The organism is Rhodococcus sp. NPDC059234 (genome assembly GCF_042754225.1).
Classification (GTDB): Bacteria; Actinomycetota; Actinomycetes; order Mycobacteriales; family Mycobacteriaceae; genus Rhodococcus_G.
The window spans coordinates 14,599-38,760 of the sequence record NZ_JBHZAH010000030.1 but is presented as its reverse complement, the minus strand read 5'-3'; the positions used below and the strand labels follow the sequence as shown (position 1 = coordinate 38,760).

The 24,162-nt window shown below is 66.9% G+C and carries 17 protein-coding genes; 3 read left to right on the top strand and 14 right to left on the bottom strand.

The genetic code is table 11. From position 1 onward, the window contains the following. Window positions 1–74: 74 nt before the first annotated feature. Window positions 75–1,223, top strand: a complete 1,149-nt coding sequence (locus ACFXGJ_RS09450) for a methyltransferase domain-containing protein (RefSeq protein WP_378618088.1) — start codon at window positions 75–77, stop codon at window positions 1,221–1,223. 44 nt (window positions 1,224–1,267) lie between these two features. Here ACFXGJ_RS09450 and ACFXGJ_RS09445 read toward each other — a convergent pair whose 3' ends face one another. The 8 genes from ACFXGJ_RS09445 to ACFXGJ_RS09410 all read right to left on the bottom strand — a co-directional run bounded on the left by ACFXGJ_RS09445 (window position 1,268) and on the right by ACFXGJ_RS09410 (window position 12,078). After that, the gene (locus tag ACFXGJ_RS09445; RefSeq protein ID WP_378618087.1) at window positions 1,268–2,623 is read right to left on the bottom strand and encodes a nucleotide sugar dehydrogenase; all 1,356 of its coding nucleotides are present in this window, start codon (window positions 2,621–2,623) and stop codon (window positions 1,268–1,270) included. A gap of 103 nt (window positions 2,624–2,726) precedes the next feature. Continuing rightward, the gene (locus ACFXGJ_RS09440) at window positions 2,727–4,337 is read right to left on the bottom strand and encodes a hypothetical protein (protein ID WP_378618086.1); all 1,611 of its coding nucleotides are present in this window, start codon (window positions 4,335–4,337) and stop codon (window positions 2,727–2,729) included. A gap of 381 nt (window positions 4,338–4,718) precedes the next feature. Next, window positions 4,719–5,654 (bottom strand): NAD-dependent epimerase/dehydratase family protein, encoded by a 936-nt coding sequence (locus ACFXGJ_RS09435; protein WP_378618137.1) that lies wholly within the window; start codon window positions 5,652–5,654, stop codon window positions 4,719–4,721. Window positions 5,655–5,692: 38 nt separating this feature from the next. Next, on the bottom strand, window positions 5,693–6,877 hold the full coding sequence (locus ACFXGJ_RS09430) for a glycosyltransferase family 4 protein (RefSeq protein ID WP_378618085.1): 1,185 nt from the start codon (window positions 6,875–6,877) through the stop codon (window positions 5,693–5,695). Between the two features lie 105 nt (window positions 6,878–6,982). After that, window positions 6,983–7,489, bottom strand: a complete 507-nt coding sequence (locus ACFXGJ_RS09425; protein WP_378618084.1) for a YdcF family protein — start codon at window positions 7,487–7,489, stop codon at window positions 6,983–6,985. 71 nt (window positions 7,490–7,560) lie between these two features. After that, window positions 7,561–9,081, bottom strand: coding sequence for an oligosaccharide flippase family protein (locus ACFXGJ_RS09420; protein ID WP_378618083.1), 1,521 nt, complete (start codon window positions 9,079–9,081; stop codon window positions 7,561–7,563). Between the two features lie 54 nt (window positions 9,082–9,135). Next, window positions 9,136–10,167, bottom strand: coding sequence for a glycosyltransferase family A protein (locus ACFXGJ_RS09415; protein ID WP_378618082.1), 1,032 nt, complete (start codon window positions 10,165–10,167; stop codon window positions 9,136–9,138). 3 nt (window positions 10,168–10,170) lie between these two features. Beyond that, window positions 10,171–12,078, bottom strand: coding sequence for an alginate lyase family protein (locus tag ACFXGJ_RS09410; protein ID WP_378618081.1), 1,908 nt, complete (start codon window positions 12,076–12,078; stop codon window positions 10,171–10,173). 380 nt (window positions 12,079–12,458) lie between these two features. On the opposite strand from ACFXGJ_RS09410, the gene ACFXGJ_RS09405 reads away from it, so the two are divergent. Then, complete coding sequence (locus ACFXGJ_RS09405) at window positions 12,459–13,835, top strand: putative glycoside hydrolase (protein ID WP_378618080.1); 1,377 nt, start codon at window positions 12,459–12,461, stop codon at window positions 13,833–13,835. A 19-nt stretch (window positions 13,836–13,854) separates the two neighbouring features. On the opposite strand, the gene ACFXGJ_RS09400 is transcribed toward ACFXGJ_RS09405, so the two are convergent. From ACFXGJ_RS09400 to ACFXGJ_RS09375, 6 genes are all read right to left on the bottom strand, one after another. Then, complete coding sequence (locus tag ACFXGJ_RS09400) at window positions 13,855–15,795, bottom strand: glycosyltransferase (protein WP_378618079.1); 1,941 nt, start codon at window positions 15,793–15,795, stop codon at window positions 13,855–13,857. A 4-nt stretch (window positions 15,796–15,799) separates the two neighbouring features. Continuing rightward, window positions 15,800–16,903: a glycosyltransferase gene (locus tag ACFXGJ_RS09395; protein ID WP_378618078.1), complete on the bottom strand. Its 1,104-nt coding sequence runs from the start codon at window positions 16,901–16,903 to the stop codon at window positions 15,800–15,802. A 59-nt stretch (window positions 16,904–16,962) separates the two neighbouring features. Beyond that, complete coding sequence (locus tag ACFXGJ_RS09390; RefSeq protein WP_378618077.1) at window positions 16,963–18,033, bottom strand: glycosyltransferase family 4 protein; 1,071 nt, start codon at window positions 18,031–18,033, stop codon at window positions 16,963–16,965. Beyond that, a complete protein-coding gene (locus ACFXGJ_RS09385; RefSeq protein ID WP_378618076.1) occupies window positions 18,030–19,571 on the bottom strand; it encodes an O-antigen ligase family protein in 1,542 nt (513 codons plus the stop codon). Before ACFXGJ_RS09385 ends, ACFXGJ_RS09390 begins: the two co-directional genes overlap by 4 nt. A gap of 10 nt (window positions 19,572–19,581) precedes the next feature. After that, window positions 19,582–21,072 (bottom strand): hypothetical protein, encoded by a 1,491-nt coding sequence (locus ACFXGJ_RS09380; protein ID WP_378618075.1) that lies wholly within the window; start codon window positions 21,070–21,072, stop codon window positions 19,582–19,584. A 127-nt stretch (window positions 21,073–21,199) separates the two neighbouring features. Continuing rightward, entirely contained in the window at window positions 21,200–22,576 is a 1,377-nt protein-coding gene (locus ACFXGJ_RS09375; RefSeq protein WP_378618074.1) for a polysaccharide pyruvyl transferase family protein, read from the bottom strand. 244 nt (window positions 22,577–22,820) lie between these two features. On the opposite strand from ACFXGJ_RS09375, the gene ACFXGJ_RS09370 reads away from it, so the two are divergent. Continuing rightward, window positions 22,821–24,161, top strand: coding sequence for a glutamate-1-semialdehyde 2,1-aminomutase (locus ACFXGJ_RS09370; protein ID WP_378618073.1), 1,341 nt, complete (start codon window positions 22,821–22,823; stop codon window positions 24,159–24,161). Window position 24,162: the final 1 nt, after the last annotated feature.

Genomic DNA, 24,162 nt, shown 5'->3' with positions numbered 1-24,162 from the left:
GCCGCCATTCTGCCGGATCGGGGCCGACGAAACCAGCAAGTCCGACCAACCCGACGATCGAGAAGTGTGCCGCTATGACGTGCAGAGCCTGCTCCGGTAACGAATCCGACCGCGTCCTCGACTTGGGCCGCGTCCCTGCCGCAGATTTCTTTCCGCTCGCATCGACCCCGGTGTCGCCGGAAGAATCCGTGCACCCGCTCGCCATGGATCTGTGCAGGAGCTGCGGGCTCGCGCAACTGGCGGACGACGACACGACTGCAGACGAGCCTCGCGGAGTAGAGCCGCAGGCACTGAAAGACCAAGCAGCCGAAGCAGTTCGGACGGTCGCCGAGGCCGGCGCACTGATCGGCGATACGGCGATCGAGTTCGGAAGTCCACACGGCGGCAGCTGGCTGCCCATGCTCGCGGACCGGGGATTCCGGGCACCGGACCGGGGGGCGCGCGCGTCCGTGGTTCTCGACTCCTTCGGACTGATGCACGAACCGGATCAACGTGCCGCGTTCCGTCGTCGGGCCGAGGCCACGGCCGACGACGGCATCCTGCTGATCCAGTTCCACTCACTCCGCACAATCATCGAACACGGGCAGTGGAACGCGTTGCGCCACGGGCACTTCGCGTACTACTCGTTGACCGCGCTGCGTCGGCTGCTCGCGGAGGTCGGAATGACTGTCACAGCTACGTGGGAGTTCGACCTGTACGGAGGGACCGTGCTGGTCGCGGCTCGTCACCGCCACCTGTCCGACACCTGCACCGCGGATCCAACGGACCAGAGAATCTTGGCTGCGGAGAGCCTCCTCGGGATCGACCGGCCTCACGCAGTCAGCCGACTGCAGCAGACAGCAGACCGACACGCCGACTCGTTGCGCATCCTCCTCGAATCGATGGCCGAGCTCGATCGACGCGTGTACGGCTACGGGGCGGCCTCACGCGCAGTCGCGTTGTTCAGTCGCGCCGGGATCGACCGCCGGCACCTCGCGGGTGTCGCCGACGCCTCGGCTGCGAAACAGGGCCGGCGCATGCCGGGGACCGACATTCCCATCATCTCCCCCAGCCGGTTGGTCACCGCCGACCCGGACTGGATCCTGCTCACCCTCCCGGACCTGCTCCCCGAGGTGCAGCGTCAGTTCCCCGAACTGTGCGGCAGATGGGTGGTCAACTGGGCGGGTGGCGACATGCCGAGAACTCGACATCTCCTTGCGGCGGCATGTCGGCCACGCGGTTGACGGAACTGGTCCCCGCCGCGGCGGGAGCCCAGTCGAGCCGGCTACTACCACCCCAAGCCGACGTAGCGGTCCTGCGTGCGCCGCTCCTCGGCCCCCGGGAGCCGAACCAGGTCGACGACGATGTGCCGCGTCGTCGCCCGGTCGACGGCCGCCACCACCGCGGCATCCCTTGACCCGGCGATGAGCACCTCCGCGTGTTCGAGCACTTGGTCGACGTCGTCGGTGAGTATCTCGCCGATGTGCGGGAGCAACTCGTCGATGTACGCGCGGTTTGCGCCGACGAGAACAGACAGGGCGACGTTCGCGTCGCAGATCCTCACGTCGTAGCCCTTGCCGATGAGTCGCTCGGCCAATTCGACCATGGGGCTCTCACGCAGATCGTCCGTGCCGGGCTTGAACGAGAGCCCGAAGATTCCGATCCGCCGTCGCCCGAGCGCGATGACTTGGTCGACCGCACGCCGGAGGTGTGTCTCGTTGGACACCAACACGTTTGCCAGCATCGGCACCTCGACATCGTGGATGCGGGCGGTGTGCATGAGCGCGCGGACGTCCTTGGGCAGACACGAGCCACCGAAGGCGAACCCGGGTCGTAGGTATGCGCCGCTGAGGTTCAGCTTGGTGTCGGCGAGGAAGACGTCCATGACCGCGTGCGAGTCGAGGCCGAGCGACGCACAAATGGCGCCGATCTCGTTGCCGAACCCCACCTTCAGCGCGTGGAAGCTGTTGTCGACGTACTTGACCATCTCGGCCACGGCGATCGGCACCTGGAACCGCGGTCCGGCCAGTCCGTCGTACAGGGCCATGACCGTCCCTCCACTGCGTGCGTCACTCTCGCCCACCACCGTCTTGGGCGGATCCAGGAAGTCCTTCACACTGGTGCCCTCGCGGAGGAACTCCGGATTGACGCAGACGCCGAAGTCGACTCCGACCCGCTTGCCCGATGCGGCTTCGAGCCGTGGGATGAGGACATCGGCACAGGTGCCGGGCACCATGGTGCTGCGGTACACCACGACATGAAAGCCGCTCTTGACCGCGAGCGCAGCGCCGATGTCGTCCGTCGCGCGCTCGAGGTAGTGGGTGGACAGCCCGCCGCCCGGCGCGGACGGGGTGCCGACGCACACGATCGTGACGTCGGTGTTCAGCACGGCCAGGGTCGGATCGTCGCTGACCGTCAGGCGACCCGCTTCGACCACCTCCGCGATGAGGTCGCCGATCCGCTCCTCCACGACCGGCGCCCGGCCCTCACGGAGGAACCCCGTTTTCGCCGGATTGACGTCGACCCCCACGACGGAGTGGCCACGCGAGGCCAGGCAGGCCGCTGACACACATCCCACGTAGCCGAGGCCGAAGATGCTCAGTGCCGCCTTCTGCGCGGGTGGTTGTACGTCCGTTCCGCTCACGCCCATGGCCACCGCCCACTCCCGGTTCGCGATAGAGGGTCCGTTAAATACCGATAATTCAAACTCTATCCCGGTTTTGGCCCCGAAAACTAGACGGCTCACATTATTTTGCCCGACCCAGGAGGATCCAATCCGAGGTGCGCTCCGCTTCGGTGAAATGTTGTGCAAGGTAAGGGCCGTACAGGTCGAGCATCACTTGCACGGATTCCTCACAGCACCCCTGTCCTGCCACGATGCGCGGCACCATGACCCACTGGGTGTCACCGAGGACTTGGTCCGCGCCGGGATGGGCGGATTCGTCGAAATTGAATCCCAGGTCCCACCACAAGAGTCCGCCGCGGCTCGACGGAAGCGAGAGCGCGAAGGAGAACGGATCCGTCAGTGCCATGGTGACCACCGTGTCGCCGGGGCCGACGTGCCGAACGAGCAGGGCGAACCCGTCGTTGATCATTTCGGGGACCACATGCGCGGTCCGGTAGGCGGTCGGCCACTGCGAATCTGCCGGGATCACGAAGTCGTGCAGTCGCTCGCTGTGGAACTGCTGCGTCTGCGGCGGCTCGGCAACGTACTCCCGGAGCGCCGCACTGTGCGCGATCCCCGACGCATCGTGTCCCGCGATGGGTCCGGCCGTGGCGACGAACAGCACCGCAAGGGCCGCCGACAACGCCAGCGGTATGCGGGCCGAATCGTGCGCCCGGATCCCCCCACCCGCCCACCTAGGCAAGCCGAGGGCGAGGAAGGCGACGAGCAGCATCGGCACGATCACGAGAGCCGGGAGTTCGGACCTCTCTTGCGAGTTGGTCGACGAGACCACGACGCTCGAGCACGCGACGTACACCGCGGCCACCGACACTCGCCACACCGGAGACATCGCCGAGCCGCGTCGACGAGCAACGACGAACAGTGCTGCGAGGGAGACGACGACGAGCAACGCCACCGGCAGGTTGTCCGCGACGCTCGAGGTCAGCATGTGCAGCCGATGCTGGGCGCCCTGAGCGCGCGTCGCGTCCCCGAGGTCCGCGACGTAGGCGCCGGTCCTGACATTGAACGCGAGTCGCATCGCGATCGCGATCGCAACGAAGCCGCCGGCAGCCGCGATCCAGAATCGCACCCGCCGAGAAGTCGTGGAGAGTGCGAACCCGATCACCGCAGCGCCCACTGCGGCCACGAAGAAGTTGAACTTGCAGTAGAACAGCAGCCCAAGCAGCACGCCCAGGACTGCCCCCTGCACGACCAGGCCTCGTGCGGTCGGCTGCCGCCGAGGCCTGCACAAGACGGCCAACAGCACGGTGGCGTACAGCACCCACCCGAACCGGTTGTAGAGCATCGCGTAGGCGGTGGTCGACGGCGAGTACCCCAACGGTCGCACAGACACGACGACGAGGGCGACGAATCCCGTGAAGGCCGCTGCATACATCGCGGGCACCCTGCTCCGGGCGACAAACCAGGCGAGCGGCGCGGCCAACGCGAGAAAAATCAAACTCCCGTACGTCACCGCCGCCAGCGACGGGACCCGCTGAAAGCGCATGCCGATCGCGACAAGTCCATACAGCAGAGGCCCGATCGGGTTCGAGAAGTCGGTGCTGGGCGCCTGGCCTTCGGTGATCCGATATCCGCCGTCGAGCAGGATCAGGGTGTCCCAGGGTGCGACGATCGGAGGCGGGGCCGACCACAGCGAGACTCCTGCGAGCCCTCCGACGAAAGCGAAAGTCACGAGGGGCCAAGCTAATCGGCGACCGGACTTCCATTCAGGTTCCGGTCGATGCGAGCCGAACCCGGTGTCCGGATCGACGCCTCCCTCGACAGTCAGAGGTTCCATCCCGTCTGCGCCCCTCAGTAATGGCACGTACGGCAGAGTCACCACCGCCTTAGCGGTGTCAAGGATGTCGTCCAGGTCGCTGGGTGTCGCCCCTGAACCGACCTCCCCGGGCACGCCGGGCCGCGACTACCGCCCGAAAACACCAACCTTAACAGACTGCAGACCCGATATAACAGCATTTTACGTACTTCAAGTCCATTCAACTCCGGCGGGCACACTCACCGTCGTGGGCACCTCGTGCCGGCGGCTACGCTCGGCCGGCCCGGATGCCGTACCTCATTTCCACGTCTCGCCCGTCAGCTCCCGGTACCACGCAACGACATTGGCGAGTCCCTGCGCGAACTCGACCTCCGGCCGGTACCCGATCGATTCCAGGCGGCTGATGTCGACGACCAGTTTTTCCGGATCACCCGGCCGGTTCGTTCCGCTGTAGACGAAACGCGGATTGACCTCGGTCATACCGCACAGCGCCTTCGCGAGTTCGTCAATGGTGTGTTGCTCGCCGGACCCCACGTTGTACGTTTCGCCCTCCAGCGGTCCGGCGGCCGCGACAACCATGGCCGATCGAGCGGCATCGGTGACATAGAGGAAGTCCCGCACTTGAGTACCGTCGCCGTGGATGAACAACTCCTCGCGGTCGCGACTCAACTTCGCCAGCAGATCGAATACGACCTGCTTGCGCTGCCGCGGCCCGAAGGCCGAGAAGAATCGGAGCGACGCGATGTTGAGTCCGTACAGCTGACTGAACACCGCGGCATAGCGTTCCGCCGCCAACTTCCCGACACCGTAAGGAGATATCGGCACGGTCGGATCCTCCTCGCATATCGGGATTCGTACCGCATTGCCGTACACCGCCGCGGACGACGCGAAGATCATTCGGCCGGGCCACGCCGATCCACGCAATGCCTCGAGCAGGCGGAATGTCGTCGCAAAATTCGTCTCGTAGTCGAAGGACGGCGATTCGACCGACGGCGGGACATACGCGTTGGCGGCCAGATGAAACAACACGTCACAGCGATTCCCGGCGAGGTACTTTCCCCAGTCGACATCCCGAACGTCTCGCTCTCGCAGGGAAACGCGTTCCCGGACGGCCGCGAGATTCTCACGGCTCCCCGACGTGAGGGTGTCGAACACCGTCACCTCCGCCCCCGCGGCAGCCAACAGTTCGACCAAGTGGGATCCTATGAACCCGGCACCACCGGTGACGAGCACTGGTCGCCCCTGCCAGGTGAATGATTCATCCGTTCGGGTCACGGGAAATACCTCCTGCGCCTGGCTCCGGGTGGGTTAAGCGCCAGGCGATACGCGTCGACGGTCCGACTGGCCACGGCCGCCGGCTCGAAGCGGCTGAGCGCGATGTCGTGGCCCCGTCTGCCCATCTGCAAGCACAGATCCTGATCAGCCAGGACTGTCACCATGCGCTGCGCCAACCCGGCCTCGTCACCGGATTCGACGACGAAGCCGGATTCACCGTCGCGGACCATCTCCGCCACACCGCCAACGCGTGAGGCGACGGCTGGTTTGCCCGCGGCCATCGCCTGGGCAAGTATCGTCGGTGCCGTTTCCTCGCGCGAGAACAACACCACGGCCCGTGCCTTCGCGATCTCCTCGCACAGCCGTTCGTTGTCCACGAGCCCGAGAAACTCGAGGCTGCCGGAGAGACCGAGGCGCTCGGCACGCTCGGTGATCGACCGCTGGTACTCACCGTCGGGGCACGGACCCACCATCACCAACCGGGCCGAAGGCACCTCCTCGAGCGCGATCGCAAAGGCGTTGAGCAGCCCCTCAGGATTCTTGCGCGGCGACAGCACCCCGGCGAACAACAAGCGTGGTTCGGTCGGCCCCGACGGCGCCAGCGCAAAGAACTCCCGTGCGGTCGGGTTGGGGATGCTCACACGCGTGCCGCACACCAGGCCCGTCAGTTCCCTGCGGTCGTACTCCGAAATCGAGATCACCACCTTGGCCTCCCGGAGCACCCGTTTCACCATGTCCGCAACCGGTTTGGCACGAAGCCTGTCCCGAAAGCGGGTCTGCGCCGACAGACCGATCTCCACGTGCGGCAGACCGTGGACGGTGACGACGCTGTTCGGGCTGCACCGAGCGGCGATGTCTCCGTACCAACCGATCTCCTGGCCGTGCACGATGTCGGGTTTCAGCTCGCCGATCAGCCGACGCGCTCGACGGACGTCGCGAAACGAGCGAGTAATTGTCCGAAACCGGTCCTGTCCGCGCAGGAGGTAGACCTCGACTGCTTCGCTCTCGCGGCGGTATCGTCGTGACGTTTCTCCGTGATGGAATCGAATCACGGTCACTTTGTCGATCGCGTCCTGCGCGGCCAGTGCGGGCACGAGGGTGCTCGTCACCGACTCGATGCCACCGACGATCACTCCCGGTTCGAGTGGGTAGACCCCGATCATCACGACATGGAGGCCCACGACGGCTTCCTGACTTCAGGCTCGCTACTGTTCACGGAAAACCTCTCGCCGTATCGAACGTACCCCAAGGTCCGGCCGGTCCGGGTCGTCCCCGCGACCCGTCGTTCAACACCCCCGATGCAGGAACGAGCGAACGTATCCGGCCGTCTGGTAGATGTACGCCCATGGCCAGTACGCCCGCCGCATGTCATGCGAACTGGCGACCATCGTGAGCTCGCCGCTGTAGCACTTCTCGATGACGTAGCGAGCCCGGGACACGTGCGGCTTCCAGGTGACCACGATGATGCTCGTCCAGTGCTGCGCCTCGGCGCGATCGCGGATCTCGATGGCCTCACCACGCGTATTCGAGGGGTCTGGAACGAAACAGCTGACGACGAACTCGAACTGCTGATCGCACAGGGGGTTTGGCATCTCTTCGGGGTCCCCGACCGGGTTCGAGATCACCAGTTGCGGCGCCAAGCCGCGGCGCATCAGGTCGAGCCCGACCTGATAACGCTCGCTTCCGGGGCCTCCCAACACCACGACGGCGTCGGCCGGCGTCGGGTCGTCGACCTGCGGATCGACGTAGATCGGCCAACCCGCCGCCACTGCGACCAGGACGGCGGCGACCAACGAGGCGAGGGCAGTCGTCCCCCGCCGCGCCCAGCGACTGCGCCCCTTGCCATGTCCGGTCATTCGATCGATCACCTCCCCGGCCGGATGAGCGCCGCCGCCTGTGTCACCATCCGCCGACAGGCGTTCAGGAGAGAGCCGTACATCACGGGTGACGTCAGCCTGAGTACGGCGACGAAGATCAGCAGGAATCCTGTGCAGTCCAGCGCGATGAGAGCGAGTCCGACCGGCGCCGAATACTGATCAGACTGCAGTACGAGATGTTCGAACGGCGCGATCACCGCCAGCGCGACTGCGGCTGCAATCGTCGACGGCGCCATACACGCGACGATGTCGGAGATCGAGACGTCCACCACGCGGCGAGCCAGCGCAAGACCCACAAAACCGGCGGCAAGGTAGCCGATGGAGATCGCAAGACCCACTCCAGCGAGCCCGAACCGCAGCAACACCACCAACAAGGGAAGGCCGACGACCACCCCCACCGCAGTCATCCACAACAGTCGCGACGACCTGCCGGCACCCTTCATCGCTTCTGCAGTAACGGAATTCATTGCCGCACCCAGCCCCAGACCGGGCATCGTGGCCACGGCGACCCCGGCCCCCCGCCACGGCTCGCCGAGGAGCAGGACGACGAGCGGTTCACCGACCGCCACCATCAACGCGGCGATCGGAACGGCCGCCAGCCATATCCAGCCGAGGGCACGCAAGAACGCACCTCGGAATCGGTCTCGGTCGCCGTAGATGCGAGAGAACGCCGGGAACAACACGTACGAGCAGACCTGGACGACGGCCGTGACCGGCATCATGGCAATTCGATACCCGTATCGGTAGTTGCCCAACGCCGCGGTGTCGAGAGCCCGCCCAATGAGCACCAATTCCAGGAACTCTCGCCCACGCACGACCAGACCATCTACCAACAGGGGCAGTGAGAACCCCGCCATCTCCCGCCAGATCCGGAAGGAGATGCGTCCCCGGAACGGCCGCCACCTGGCCAGCCACCAGCTCATCACCACCCAGACGACAATCGAGGCGTAGGAACCGATGACCATCGCCCACGCTCCGAAACCCTGAGCGCCGAAGGCAATCGAGACCACAGCAAACGTCACACCCACCACTGGGTCGATGACGATTCGGCGTTCGAACTTGAAGGCACGTTGCATCAGTGCATCCGGGACACTCGAACATGCGTGCAGGACAATTGTTCCCGACGACACCGCCGCGACCAGACCCACCCTCGAGTCTTCGAACATGGCGCCGATGAGCGGTGACGCTGCCAGCACCGCCAGCCCCATGACGAGCCCGGTACAGAAGGTCGCGACGAGGACCGTGTTCGCCGCGTCCTCGACGTCGTGTTCACGTTGGATGAGCGCCTGGCAGAGCGTCCCGTGCGTGAAGACCACCAAGAACCCCATCATGGCCGTGCCTGCCGCGTAGACCCCGACCTCCTCGGGTCCGAGGAGCCGACCCAGCACCAGGGTCTGCACGATGGTCACGGTCTGCACGACGACCGTGCCCGCAGCTGCCATCGCGGCACCGCGCTTGAGCACACTGCCGAACGTGCGTGCCGGAGCCTCCTCGTCGCCGGCGGTCATGTCGACGGGATCCCCCGGTGCGCTGCGCGAGGATTCATCCGGACTCACGCGGTGTCATCCGCGCAATCCTGTCGCGAGACGGTACCGGAACCGGTTCACCATCGCGGAAACGCGCTTCTTGGTCGGGTGCACTCGACGCAGCACGCCGGGAAACAACCGCAGTCCGGTCAGGACGACAGCCGCGCGAACGGTGCGCCGCTGACGAAGCGCGTCCCGGGTCGCACCGCGGGCAGTCGCGACGTCACCGAGCAGAAGGGCTACCCGGGCGCGACGAAGGGACTGCGCATACCGCAGTCGACGCAGCATCCCGTCCGGCGCGGCCGAGATGGTGCGGTTTCCCGATTCCTCCCCGACGACGAGGAAGGACCGCTGCAGGCGCTGCTCGAAGTCCTCCACGTTCCCAGGATCGTGCGACGACGAGTCGGTCCGTACGCGGCACCTCGCCAACCTGTCCGGCAGCAGTCGGACGTCGCGACCGGCGTCGACGATGCGCAGCCACAGCACGACGTCGGGCTCGACCCCGGTCAGTTCGCAGTCGTATCCGCCGAGGGCCGTCCAGACCTCGCGCCGGATCGCGCCGCTGTAGTACGGCACGCCCTCGGTCAGCAGTTCGGCCAGACTCAGCGGCCGCGTCGGGTCGGGGGGATGCCGGCGGCCGATCGAGTCGAGGTAGCCCTCCGGCCCCTGGAGGTCGTCGGGGTCTCGGAAGAGTTCGGCATCACAGCCCACCGCATCGACGTCCGCGTGGGCCTCGATGACCGAGCCCATCCTCTCGAGAAAGTCCGGGTAGACCGTGTCGTCACTGTCGAGTACACAGAAGTACCTGCCGCGGGCTGCCCCCGCTGCCGCCGAGACTCCCCCGCTGTATCCCCGGTTCGGCTGACGCAGGAGTGTGATCCGCTGGTCGTCGGTGTAGCGGTCGACGATCCCCGCGAGCTCGTCCGAATTGCCGTTGTCGACGACGATCAGTTCCCAGTCGTGGCGGGTTTGGGCGATGACCGATTCGATCGCCTCGTCGACGTACGACTCGGTTCGATACGCCGTCGTCAGGAAGCTGATCAGGGGTTCCGGCTCGACGAGAGACATTCGCTACCACCCGATCCCCGCGAGGTCGACGGCTGCCCGGCCGGTGCAGTCGACGGTGAACCCGTGGCGGCGGCCACGCTCGGACCAACTCGCCACGAGGGCCGCGCCCCGCAACTCGATTTCCTGATCCCGCACCTCGAGCCCTCCTGGTCGATCCAGCAGCCGCAGGACCGTCAGCACGGCGAGCGGAGTACCCGCATGGCAGTGCACGCCCACCAGCCAGGACGGTGTCCTGCTCTCGAGCCGATCCGACCACCACCCGAGGTTCGAATCCGAGTTCGCCCGGACTTGCTCGACGTCCAGCGGTGCAGTGGCCGCGTACGCCAGCTGCAGGACCGGAGCATCGTCCCGGCGAACGAGATGCCCGACCTTCGACGCCGTCACCTGCAGCGACGGGTGCAGCGGCCACGAGACCCGGACATCGTGCGGCGCCGAGCCGCTGACCAGGTCGACCACCACCACCGTGGCACCGCCGGGTGGCGCGATCAGCCATCGCCGGTGTGCAACGGGATCATCGAGGCGCCGATACCCGTCGTGCTCGGCGTCGACGATCCCGCGGTCGAGATCCACCGAGTGAACGTTGACCCGGGCGTGGTCCGTCCACAGGAATTGCCCGCCGATCACGGACTGGTCGGCCTCGTCGACACAGACCGTCGCGTGCGCGCGCGTGCCGCGGTGAACCGAATGCCGATCGGGGTCGCCGTAGTAGCTGCAGGTGCCGGGATCGCCGATCAACTCCCGTCCGCCCGCGGTCAGCGTCACTGCCAGCGCATCGGCATGTCCGTGGGCGGCGATTGCGAGGTAGCCGAGCGGCCCGATGTCCATCGTCAACCGACGGTTCCCCGACCGCAGCACCGCGAGCCCACCCTGCGGGGCGTAGAAGCTTGCCGGCACCGCCCGACCGCCGGCGGCGCCGGCCGCCTTCCCGATCGCGTCGCTCAGCCAGGCCGAGGAGATCGTCTCCCGCCCAACGCGTCGCGCCGCCGAGTTTCCGGTGACCGCGGCGACGACGCCGAGGTGGTCGCGCACGGTACGCAGCGGCTCCGGGCCGAGCCGGAGCGCGAAGCTCCCGTCGTCGTCACCGTACCGGGGCTGGGGGTCGTCGCCGTCGACCAGCGCGGCCAGGAAGTTCGCGCTGCGGTCGATCGCGTCCGCGATCTCGCGGGGCACCGGGTCGCCCCGCAGCGTCACCCACGCGGCGACCAGGCTCAGGGCCTCTGCGGTGAAGACGTGATACCCGATCGACTGTTCCGCTCCCATGCCATCCGGCAGGATCTGGAGCCCGGCCTCGATCGCCAGCGCGCGGATCGCGCGCTGACGCATCGCCTCCGCCGACCCCAGCTCCGGCAGCATCATCGCCACGCAGGCCAGGCCGGCCAGCTCACCGACCAGGTGGTTGTTGGCCGAGCTGAATCGAGAGCGGCCCCGCCAGCAGTACCGCGCGCTTGCACCGAGCAATCCGACCACTCGCCGAAATCGCGCGGTGGACAGCGCGGGCGAATCGCGCAGACCCTGCAGCGCGGTCGCAACGGAGATCGCACGTACGCCGGACTCGAACGCACCCCGCCATGCGATGCCGGTCCCGACCGGGTTCTGGTCGATCCAGGAGTCCAGGTGCACGAATGCGGCCTCGGCGAACCGGTCGTCATTCGTGAACAGCCAGGCCTGCGCCAACCACGGCAGATGTTGCAAACGATTCAACTCCCAGATCCACTTGGGATCGCTCGCCGCGGTGCGGTGGTCGATCCTGCGTGCGGCGATCAGCGGCCAGTGGAAATCGGCGATCGGATCGTGATTCCAGTCGACCGTCCGACCGACGTGCGCGGCCGGGTATCCGAGGTAGGTGACATCGCCGGCGAGGATCTGCCGGGCGGCTGCGACGACCGCCTGCGCAGCCGCGGGGTGATCCACGGCAATTCGTTCCGCGCGTCTCCGGTCGAGTAGCACCGGCCGGTCCTTGCCGTCACGGAACAGGCGCAGTGCCTCATCCCAGTCCGGCGACGCGGACACCGGATGCGCCCGACCGTCTCGGGATACCATTTCACGGCCGAATCTGCTCGCACGCCATGCCATTTCATGCGCCGTCATCGACCGCGCTCTGCGTACGTACCAGGCCAGCCGTGCCACCCGCGACCTCTTTCCGAACGAGCGAACAAAGGCGTCGCCCGATCAATCGCCACTGAAGACGATACCGCTCCCGGCAGGCAGGCACCTCGAGAATTTCCCACACACGACCAGGAGGTCTGTTCACGCCGGGGAGCGACCGAACCGCCTGTGGCATGCTCGAAAGGGTGCCATCGGACTCGTCCGACCCTCGTACCCGCAGGATCAGCCGCCGCGACTTCGGGCGGCTGTCGTTCGCCGCCGCGGTAGCGGTCGCGGGTGGGTGCGGTGGAACGTCGTCCCCGGAGGTCCCATCCGCCCCTCGACTGCGCGGCCCCGACTTCCCCCGGACGGCCGCATACTTCCTGGCGCAGCAGAATCTGCCCGCGCCGGCGCAGCTCGCACGCTACGACGTGGTGGTCATCGACAGCGAATGGCACGCTCGCCTCGGCGCCGGATTCTTCGACGAATTGCGCCGAGCCAGCCCGGAGATCCGACTGCTTGCCTACGTGAATGTCGTCGACTACCCGCCCAGACTGGGCGACCGCCGGAGCTGGTCCGACCGTTATGCGTTGTGGCAGTTCACGACCCAGACGGACAGCAGGTTTCCGCGTGAGTGGCTGGCCAGGACGGCCGCAGGCGAGCCGGTGAGCCAGTGGCCGGACACCGTGATGACGAACCTCACCGACGTGGCACCGCGGGTCGGCGGCCAGACGTTCGCCGAGTACGCCGCGCACTGGGTCGTGGACCAGGTGTGGAGTGCGCGCGTGTGGGACGGAGTCTTCCTGGACGCCTGGGGGGATCACGTGTGGACTGCCGATCGGGACGCATGGGACATTCGCGGGAACGGGACGGACGTCCAAGCCGAGGACATCTACGGCATCGACAATCCCTGGGAGCAGGGAATCGACAGCGCCGAGAAGATCATGCGTGCCGGGATGCCCGAGGCAATTCTGGTCGCGAACGGGAGTCGAACCCTGCGAAACCGACAACTGAACGGCCGCGCCTGGGAAGACTTCGCCGATTCGACCGCGGATCCGGAGCGTGCCGACGACTCGGTGCGGTATGTCGACGACTCGTCCGACGGTGACCACAACCCACCACCGGTGTCGATGACGATCGACACCCGAGGCGCCACGGCCGGGTCTGCGGAGGACTACCGCCGCGCGAGGTACTTCCTGACGGCCACCTTGCTGCAGGACGGCTACTGGGCTCCGGTGCTCGACTCGAGCTACACCGAGCTCGGCTACTACGACGAAATGGACGGCGGCGGGCTCGGACGCGGATATCTCGGCAAGCCACTGGCCCCGAATCCCGGAACGGTCGCGCTGGCGGCACCGTTCGACGGCCGAATCGGGTCGGTAGCCGACGGCGTCTACCGGCGTGACTTCGATCGGGGCACGGTGTTGCACAACGCCACGGACACCAGCCGCACCATCGACCTCGAACAGCCGTTCCGTCGTCTCAGGGGATCCCAGGCCCCCGAGGTGAACAACGGCGAGGTCACACGCACGGTCACCGTCGCGGCCAACGACGGCCTCGTCCTCGTCCGCACGGACGCCTGAGATCGGCGCCCGGTCGGCGCTACCGCTGCACCGCCTTCCATGCAATGGCGTACACCGAGGGTGCTGTCACCTCGCACAGCGTCCGCGACGCGACCGCCCGGAGAACGGGTTCGGGCAGTCGTCCGCCGTACTTGTAACGGAGGTAGTCACCGGTAAGGAACCGGATGTCCGTGAACTGCGCACTCAACAACGTGCGTAACTCCTTCTCGGAGAAGCCCGCGTGCACACCGAACTCGTTGTGGAATCGTCCGGCAATCCGCGCCCGGTACTCGCTCAGATTCCACCGCACCTTCTCCCTCGTCGTCGCATCGAAGGAGCCGAGGTAGCCGACCACTCGGTGCCGGTTGGGCGTCCCGATGTACATCATCCCGCCGGGCCGCAACACCCGAGCGAGTTCGCGCAGACTGACCGCAGGATCGGAAACATGCTCGATCACATGGTGGTAGAAGACGACGTCGAAGCTCTCGTCCGGAATGGGAAGATCAAGGACGTCACCGGCTCGGAGCTCGAAATCCGTTACACCCGAGCCCAGTTCGGGGTCCCATTCCTCGCCGACATCGACGCCTGTGAGCGAACCCCCGAGCTCCTTGCGAATGAACAGCGCTTCGTGGCCTTTGCCGCAGCCCGCGACGAAGATCCGTGGCTCGGTACCGATGGCACCGAGGGATCGCACAGTTCGGCAGAAGTGCTGTGCCCCAGCGTGCGTGTCGTCGCTCGACATCGTGTCGGCCATGGTCTTCCGTTCCCTCGTTCCGCACCCGCTACTGCGGGACTCGCCGAGCAGCCGTCCATAGAACTCGAGCAACGCCCGTCTGGACACCTCCCAGGAGAGCTCCCGCTCCACCCGCGCCCTCCCCACCCTGCCCATACGATGACGCCGTTCCTCGTCGTCGAGCAACTCGTCGATCGACTTGGCAAAGGCCGCCTCGTCGTTGGCGGGGACATAGGTCGCGGCGTCCCCGGCCGACACCCGCGTCTCGACGAGGTCGAAGGAAACCAACGGTCGCTCCATCGCCATGTACTCGACCACCTTGTTCATTGTCGAGACGTCGTTGAGGGGGTTGAGTGGATCTGGCGACAAGCACAGGTCGGCGGTCGACAAGCACCGCTGGACGAATTCGTCCGGCACCCTGCCGGGAAACTCCACCATGTCGGAGATCCCGAGTTGCTCGCTCAACGCAACCATGTCGTCGAAAGCGTCACCAGAACCCATGAAGATCGCGTGCACATCGTCCCGCCCGAGGTCGGTACGCAATCGCTCCAAGGATCGCAGCGCGTAGTCGATGCCGTCCTGCGGACCCATCACCCCCAGGTACGCGACCAGGTAGCGCTTGCCCCGACGAAGACCCGGGTCCGGCGACTGTCGAACGAACCGGCTCAGGTCCGGCGCGCTGCGCACCACCGCAACCTTGTCCGGCGCCATCCTCCCGCGCTCGATCGCGACCCGCCGATAGCTCTCGTTGGTCGAGATCACCGCGTCGGCCGCCGCAAACGTGAGCCGCTCGACAAGCTTGGTCAGGCGCTGCAACGTCGTACCGCCGTCGGGGAAGCGGGACACGAACAGTTCGGGCACCAGGTCGTGGTGGTCGAATACGAAACGAGTCCCCCACGGGCGCAGTACGAGAGCGACCAGGAAGAGCAAGTCGGGCGGGTTGCACGCGTGCACGACGTCGATGCGCCCCTCTCGGCGTACCTTCAGCGCCAAACGCAGTGTGTGCCACAAGGCGAGCCCGTACTCGCGCAGGTAGCCGAGCGGTCCCCCGGTCGAGGCGCACAGGTGGTATCGAAGGATGCGGACACCGTCGATCACCGCTTCCATCTCCCGGTCCTGCCCGGTCCCGGTCGGACTGATCACTGTGACCCGGTAGCCGGCATCGACCAGCGCGCGGCTCTCCTGCCACACCCGGCGGTCGAAGGGCACCGAGAGGTTCTCCACGAGAATGAGAACGTGGTGGCGCATCCCGTCACCCCACACTCAGCCCGGCGACGAGTTCCTCGATCGCGCGCTCGGCCTCCGCGACACTGCGGTCCAGGCTGAACTCCGATTCGACTCGCTCGCGGCCGGCTCGCCCCATGCGCCGCGCCGAGACCGGGTCGGACAGCACAGCAGACAGCCGCTCCGCCAGGAGATGCGGATCCTGCGCCGGCACAAGGTAACCGGTGCGGCCGTCCTCGAGCATCTCGGAGACTCCGCCGACAGCGGTACACACCGCAGGCCGAGCGCACGCCATCGCCTCGAGCAGGGCCATGGGAAAGCACTCGACAGTGGACGAGCTGAGGACGAACACGTCGATCGCGCACAGCAGCCTGGACACGTCCTCGCGCACGCCGGCAAAGCACACGTTCGCCGCGACCCCGAGCGCGGTGGACAACCGCTCGAGCTCCGGCCGGGTCGGACCGTCGCCGATGATCAGGAACTTCGCGTTGGGAATCTCGTCGATCACCTGACGTGCAGACCGCAGCAACGTCGCGTGATCCTTCTCGAGACGCAACGCCGCGAGGATCGCGGCAACCGGATCACCAACGCCGAACCCGAATTCGGACAGTACGGACCGGTCGGTTGCCGTGGTGAACTTCGCGGGATCCACGCCGTTGTGGATCACCCGAACCTTCTCCGCGGGGTAGCCCAGATCGTCGATCAGGTAGGGCAACTGCGCGTTTGCAACCCCGAAATACGCGCCGGTCCATCGTGTGAGCACGCGATCGGTGAGGATACGAACGCGTCCGCGCGGGGCGGTGTCACCGGCGTTGTGCACCCACATGATCGTGTGTCGAACACCGGCGATCCTCGCCGCGAGTCGGCCGAGGGTCTCGGCGCTGTACCCCCGGACGACGACGACATCTGTTCGTGCCCGGCGCATCTCCCGGACGAGAATCCAGAGCGCCCGTACGGCCTGCCGCTTGGTGCAGTGCAACGCCTTTGCGTCGACTCCCGCCTCGGTCAGCGTCGGGAACAACGCACCCTCGTCTCCGATACAGATTGTCGAGGGCTCGAACCGAGTCGGGTCCATCCGTGGCAGCAGTGTCGCCACGTGGCGCTCGGCGCCGCCGACACGAAGATCGGGCACGACGAACAACACTCGCAAGGGGCCTTGGCGCACACGGGAACGGGGACGCGTGCGGCCGCTCATCGAAGTACCTCACGGTACAGCGCGTCGATTCGACGCGACACGACATCGACGTCGAAGCGCTCGTGGAATCGCTCGAAGGCCGCAGCACCGAGCCGAGCTCGGGTCTCGTCGTCGTGGACGACCAGGCGCAACGCCGCGGAGATCGCGGCCACGTCGTCGGCCGACGTCACGACCCCACAGCCGCCGTCGATCATCTCCGGAATTCCGCCCGCGTCGCTGGCCACCACGCACAAACCGCGGGCCATCGCTTCGAGCACTGCCATCGGCTGTCCCTCGTTGCGCGACGGTAGCGCCAGCACGTGCGCACAGTCCAGGAGTGCCGCCACCTCTGTCGACGACAGCCATTCCCGGACCGCGACGGAATCGGATATCCGAAGCTCCGCGACGCGGCGACGGGCCCGTTCGACCTCGCCGTCACCGGCTATCGTCAACCGACACTCACGGTCGGAGTCGGAATGCTCGAGCATGTCCGCCCACGCGTCGAGCAGCCGGAACGTTCCCTTGCGGTCACCGATACGGCCGAGAAACACCACGTGCACAGGCCCGCCGGGCACCGGCTGCACTATCCGATCTGCCGACTGAATTGCATTGGGAATCACGCTGATCCGAGCATGAGGTGCGATCGATTGCAGTCGCCGAGACCAGTCGTCACCGAGCGCCACCACCGCGCCCGCATGGTCGAGTGTTCCGCGAATCACCCATTGCACCGCGCGGGGCGAATCGTCGTAGAAGAGTTGGAAGTCGGATCCGTGGATGTGCAGGACCACGGGGACCCGTGCAACCCAGCTGAGCCAGAGCAAGATTGCCTTGCGCGCGAAGCTTGCGCCCGCGCTGGAGTGCAGGTGGACGACGTCGGGCCGGAATGTGACCAGTGCGACGACGAACTCGACCGATCCCCGCGCGAACGCCATGGCCTTGGCTGCGGGTCCGCCGTCACGATGGGTGCTGATGTGACGGATGTTCCAGTCACGCCAGAGCGGCACGCCTTGGATCGCGCGTACGTACGTCGCCACTCCCCCACGAGTCGCGGTGCTGGTGGACGCCCACAACGCGCGTTGACCGTTCACGTCTCTCCCTCGGATGACGCAGGCACGGGCCTCACCACTCCGGGGACCGTCACGTGCGCGCGCTTGTGCCGGTCGGCCCAGCCAACGGCTACTCCGACGACAAGGAAGACGACCGCGCCGGGAAAATCGAAGAACCTCAGGTCCACGGTGAATCCGGTCGTGATCAGGAGCACCAGCGCCATGATCGCCACGAGGGCGAGGCGCTTTCCACAGAGACCCTTCGCAGGCAGCGTTCGATAGGCATCGAACAGGCGATACAGAACGAGCAGCAACACCGCGATCCACAATGCGAGGCCGATCAACCCGAGCTCACCCAGGATCCCGAGTTCGTTCTGGTGCGCGACGATGCCGTAACCGCGCACCCAGGGGACCTCGGGCGCCCATTGCTGATGGTGGTAGGTGTTCACCGCCTGGAAGCGACCAATTCCCCAGCCTGCCAACGGCTTCTGGCCGAATGCCCAGAGCGCGGTCTGTGCCGCGTTGAATCGATCCTCTACCTCTTCTGCCGACCCGACTCCGCCCGCCGCCCGGTCCGTGCTCGAGAACAGCGACCAGTTGATCGTCACCATCGACAGGGCGAGGCCCGCCGACACCACGAACCCGGTCCGGAAGCCTTTGGCGAAAACGATGCCGATCACCAGGACCACCGCACCGCCGAGCCACGCGGCACGCGTGTGCGTCAGGTAGATGCCGTAGCCGCACCCCACGGCCACGATCAGCGCGATCAACCTCCGCCATCGCGGCTCACTTCGACTGCCCATCAGCAGCATTGCAACGGTGAAGCCTAGTGCGAGGACGAATCCGTTGACGACCGGCTGATTGAACACTCCGACCGCCCGATTCGGCCAATTCGGTGCTTCCACAATATATCTGGGCCACACTAGCGAGGTCGGCCCCCTGAACTGCAGCACACTGACCAGTGCCGAGTACGCACCGAACGACAGGATCGTCCAGAACAGAGCGCGCACGGCAGAACGACGCTCGAACGTGTATCGGCCGACGACGTACATCGCGAAGGGAATCAGAGTTCCCGTCAGGATGAACCGCGGCACCGAGTAGGTCGCCCCGGTCAGCGGTGCGATGGCGGGATACTCGTGCGGGGCCACCATCGAGAACAGATTCCACAGCAGGTACAGCGCCATGGCCCATTCGAGGGCGCCGATCCCCCGGAGGCGATCCGGATGCGTCTGCATCCAGATCGCGAACGAGGCAACCATGCCGGCGAATGCAACCAAGAACAGATCGACCGGGAAGATCGGCGGCAGCGCCACCCGAAGAAAGGTCGCAGCGAGCAGCAGAATGGACGCAACCACGGGGCTTCGCAGCACGGCGAGCCCGACCACCGCGCACACGGCGCCGAACGCCACGAGGTGCGCGAAGCTCCCACCGACAACCCGCGGAACGGCCATTGCGGCGACGATCGCGGCCAGCACCGCGGCGAGGGCGGTGGCGACCGGCGGCATCCGCGACTCGCGCTCGGCAGGGCCGCCCCCGCCGCTTCTCGGCGGGTCCGTCGTCGGGTACCCCGCAACCCTCATGGCCGTCCGGTCATTGCCGTGTCTCGTCGGCGGACGACTGGACCGAGTCCGCGGCCGTCCGAGATGCCACCTCCGGCTCGCCCGCTGGTGCCGCCTCGGCGGGACCCTCTGGTTCCGCGGCGCCGGAAGCCGACGGTCCTCGACCGAACCTGCCGGGCGCTTGGTCCAGCATCACCGCACCCAGCAGCAGGGCATGCGCCTTCGTCAACGTCCGTGCCGCCTCGTCGACATCGCCTGCGCGGGAGGTGCCCTTCGCGATGACGAGGATCGTGCAATCTGCGGCCGCGCAAAGCACCTGCGCCTCACTGACTTTGGAGATCGAGGGGGCCTCGATGACCACCATGTCCGCCATGGACCGCAGCGAATCGACCAAAGCGGCGATGCGGTCCGGCGTGAACAGCGTGAAGGGATCGGCGCCCAGCTCTCCGGGCGGAAGGATGCTCATGGTCGGCACGTTGCCGGCACACAGAGCACGCTGCACCGAATACTCGGGATCGTCGGCCAGCACCCCGGCCAAACCGGCACCGCGTGGCGCAGAGTCCGATTCGGGACTCGGGGTGGCTTGCACCAGAATCGTCCGATCCCCCTGGATCGCAGGTAATTCGGCCAGTGCCCGGGCGATGGTTCGTGCACCCGACACATTTCGGGTTTCGGTCACCGCAACGACGGTCGGTCGCGGCAGGTCCGCGAGTCGCGTCATGTTCGCGACTTGTCGCAGCCGGTCCTCGCGCGCCGCGTTGCGCTCGTCCGAGCCGCCACGCGGCACCTCGACCAGCGGTTCGACGTCGGTCTTCTCCCGAACGTCGTCCAGAGTCCTCAGACGCGTGGACACCGTGGCGAGCGCGAGGGCGGCGAGGGTCCCCAGTATCAGTCCGCCGACGGCCGCGAGCAGGAGGTCGAACGAGCCCTTCGGCCGAACCTCCGTGACGCCGGCCCGGAGCTGAAGGTCTTGCAGCTGGTTCGTAGAGTCGAAACGGATGGAGTCGATTCGATCCTGCAGCGCCGTGATCGACGGGTCGAGCACACCGGGGACCTGTGTGGCCCGCATGGCGTCGAGCTGTTTGGTCAGCTGCTCGAGGCTCCCCTTGGTTCCCTCCGTTCGGACCGCGTTGACGTCGTCCCGGAGTGCCTCGGCCATCAGTTCTGCTGCGGATTGGGCGGTACCACGATCGTGTGCGGTCGCTTCGACGTACAGTATCGGGCTGGCGGCGGCGGTCCGCGCCTGAAAAGTCGCCCCGGCAGGGATGTTGGGGTCGGCGGCCCGGAGGTGCTCCTGCGTGGCAGGGTCGTTGAAATAGGTGACATAGCCCTGCACCAAGACCGCATCCTGCTCGGGAGGGCGCCCCGGCGAGGACACGATCAGCGCCGCCTTCGCGACGTAGGTCGTGCTGGCGCCGTGCGACGTCGCGAAGGCTCCCACTATCGCGAACACCGTGATGGCCAGAACCACCCACCATCGCTGCCGGACTTGTTCGATCCGACGCTTCAATGTCGAGTTCACATGCCCTCCGCGATGTATGGGCGCCCATCGCGCCATGATGAATCGGCGGGTGCATCAACTATGGCACGCTTCGCTGTTCGCCCGAAAGAAAAATGCGGCGCCGGACGAGCATCTGCGGCGACCAGGGCTATGGCGTCCGGCCGCGTCCGGACTCCACGAGTCGGAAGATCCGGTCGAAGCCCGCTCTACTCGCGGCGACCTGCGCGAGCGCCTTCGCCTGGAGGGGCACCCGCAAGTCCGGCCCCTCGTCCCACAGCTCGCGCATCGTGTTCGTGAGCGTTTCCTCGAGCTGCTCCCCGTCGAGGTGAACAACCGTCAGGCCACCGCCGAACATCTCCGCCAATCCGTAAAGTTTGTCGTTGTACAGCCGGGACGCCGACAGACCCACGACCGGAATTCCCTGCGCCAGGGCAAAGACCGCGGCGTGATACGCCCCCGTTACGAGCAGCCGGCAACCCGCGATCTGCTCCGCCAGCTCGGACGCGGAGCCGAATCGCCCGATCACGGGCCTCGATCGCGCGAAGCCGTTCAGCAACGGCAGCGTCGACCTGCGATCCTCCGCTCCCTCCTCGGAGACGATCAGGGGCACCAGGCCCGCGTTCACCCGTGCCGCGAAGCTCCTGACGACCCGACCGACCGTGTCCCGAGCCGGGGCGTCGACACTCGTGTAGGCCGCGATCCGCAGGCACACCCCGATGTCGGAACCGGTCGCGTCGCGCCTCATCCGGTATCCGAACTCGACAGCATCGTCACCCGTCACCAGCACCGAGTCCGCCGCGACACCGAGACGGGCGAGCAGTTCGCCGCCGCGGCGTCCCTCCCGCAAGGCGATGAAGCCGACGCGAGGCAGCACCTCTGCGGCCCGCCGCATCAGCAGCGGGTCCTCCATCGGGCCGATGCCCTGACCGACCATCGCGGTCGGGATTCCCAGCGAGATCGCGTGCTCGAGCAGGTTCAGCGTTCGATGCGCCTGGTAGAGGTCGCCGTCGGTCATGTACCCGCCGCCCAGTGCAACGACAAGGGAAGCGCTACGGGCGGCGGCGGGAACACGGGGCAGTCCCGCCACCACGGATACCGCCGTCGAATCGCCGGCCGGGACGACTGCAGATCCGTCGCCTGCTCCGAGCCTGGCTCGTACGACTCTGCGAACCGTCCGCAGGCGGCGCCGAGGTTCTTCGGTCGCCGCCCGCCACGCCGCCACGGGCGGACCGACAACCCTGGGGCCGGCCAGCTGGGGCAACCGGTGATGCCAGCGGTCACGCGCCCAGTCTCCGCCCCGTCGATACGAGACGGGCTCGGCTCCGGGCACCAGCGCTCGCAGCAGCACGGGCTGGTACGTCAGCACGCCGACGCGCGCGTTGGGCCACCGGGCGCGCAGCCGCTCGACGGTCGTGTGCATCATCGCGAGGTCGCCCCGGTTGTTCAACCAGTACTCAGCATTCTCGACGAGAACTCTCAACTCGTCGCCAGGAACGGCGGTGGCGCCAACGTTGTTGTTCGCCAATGGGAATCCTTATCGCGAGTATCGGCGCGAGCCGAGCATCGGCCAATCCGAGGCACCCACACGGCCCTCCCCGGAGACCATGCCCGCCAGCGGTCGAAGGATCGGCGCCCAGTCGCGAATCTACCGCACCCCCTCGGTCGCAGCCAGCGTGTGCGATGTCCGCGCACCTGTGCATTCAGGCATCGCCACGTAGGCTGCAAGGCACAACGTAACCGTGTCCTCCCCGCCGATCACGGAGGCTCCCATGCCGCCCCCACCCGGCAATCCGACCTTCGCTCGCTCGAACACGCTCCAGGCCCGTCTGCACGAACTGGTCCCCGGCGGCGCACACACGTATTCCCGCGGTTCCGATCAGTACCCCGAGTCCATGGCACCGGTCCTCGTTCGCGGGCGGGGGTGCCGCGTGTGGGATGCCGATGACAACGAGTACGTCGAATTCGGCATGGGCCTGCGGTCCGTCACACTCGGCCACGGGTATCTGCCGGTCGTCGACGCGGTGTCGAAGGCGATCGTCGACGGCGTGAACTTCAGTCGACCGACCGTGCTCGAACTGCAGGCCGCCGAGGACTTTCTCGACCTCGTGCCCGGCGCCGACATGGTGAAGTTCGCCAAGAACGGCTCGGACGTCACGACGGCGGCGATCCGACTGGCGCGGGCTGCGACCGGCCGCGTCAAGATCGCGGTGTGCGACCAGCCGTTCTTCTCCGTCGACGACTGGTTCATCGGGACGACGGAGATGGACAACGGCATCCCGACGGAGACGGCGGCGAACACCGTCCGATTCCGATACAACGACCTGGAGTCGCTGTCCGCCGTCCTCGCCGCGGGGGACGTCGCCTGTGTGATCCTCGAGGCCGCGACAGCCACTGCGGAGCCCGCGGCAGGATTCCTCGAGGGTGTCCGTGCCCTGTGCGACCACCACGGCACGCTGCTGGTGTTCGACGAGATGATCACCGGATTCCGCTGGTCAGCACACGGCGCGCAGGCGGTCTACGGGGTCCGGCCGGACCTGTCCTGCTGGGGCAAGGCGATGGGCAACGGGTTTCCGATTTCCGCGCTCGCCGGAAGGCGCGCGTACATGGAGTTGGGGGGACTACGAACGGGACTGGCCCGGGTCTTCCTGCTCTCCACCACGCACGGACCGGAATGCGGCGCTCTCGCCGCGTTTCGTGCCGTGGTTCACGCCTACGCAACGGAGGAACCGATCCGTCGAATGGAGCGTGCGGGTCGCCGGCTAGCGCACGCGGTCACGGCGTCGGCTGCGGACGCAGGTGTCGGCGACTACCTGCAGGTCGTCGGCCGGCCGTCCTGCCTGGTCTTCGTCACCCGCGGACCCGACGGGAACCCGTCGCAGGCGTACCGCACCCTGTTCCTCCAGGAACTGCTCAAACGCGGCGTCCTCGGTCAGTCGTTCGTCACGTCCGCGGCGCACGCCGACACGGACATCGAACAGACGGTCGCCGCCGTGTGCGAGGCACTCCCGGTATACCGCCGCGCCCTCGAGAACGGTTCCGTGGCAGGCCTACTGGACGGGCGCCCGGTCGCGCCCGCCCTTCGACGACTTGCCGACCCGCGACGGATCTGAC

Coding starts and splice junctions, on each gene's coding strand:
- ACFXGJ_RS09385 (WP_378618076.1), bottom strand. CDS start 19,571: ATGAGGGTTGCGGGGTACCCGACGACGGACCCGCCGAGAAGCGGCGGG.
- ACFXGJ_RS09370 (WP_378618073.1), top strand. CDS start 22,821: ATGCCGCCCCCACCCGGCAATCCGACCTTCGCTCGCTCGAACACGCTC.
- ACFXGJ_RS09450 (WP_378618088.1), top strand. CDS start 75: ATGACGTGCAGAGCCTGCTCCGGTAACGAATCCGACCGCGTCCTCGAC.
- ACFXGJ_RS09400 (WP_378618079.1), bottom strand. CDS start 15,795: ATGCGCCACCACGTTCTCATTCTCGTGGAGAACCTCTCGGTGCCCTTC.
- ACFXGJ_RS09420 (WP_378618083.1), bottom strand. CDS start 9,081: ATGACCGCCGGCGACGAGGAGGCTCCGGCACGCACGTTCGGCAGTGTG.
- ACFXGJ_RS09415 (WP_378618082.1), bottom strand. CDS start 10,167: ATGTCTCTCGTCGAGCCGGAACCCCTGATCAGCTTCCTGACGACGGCG.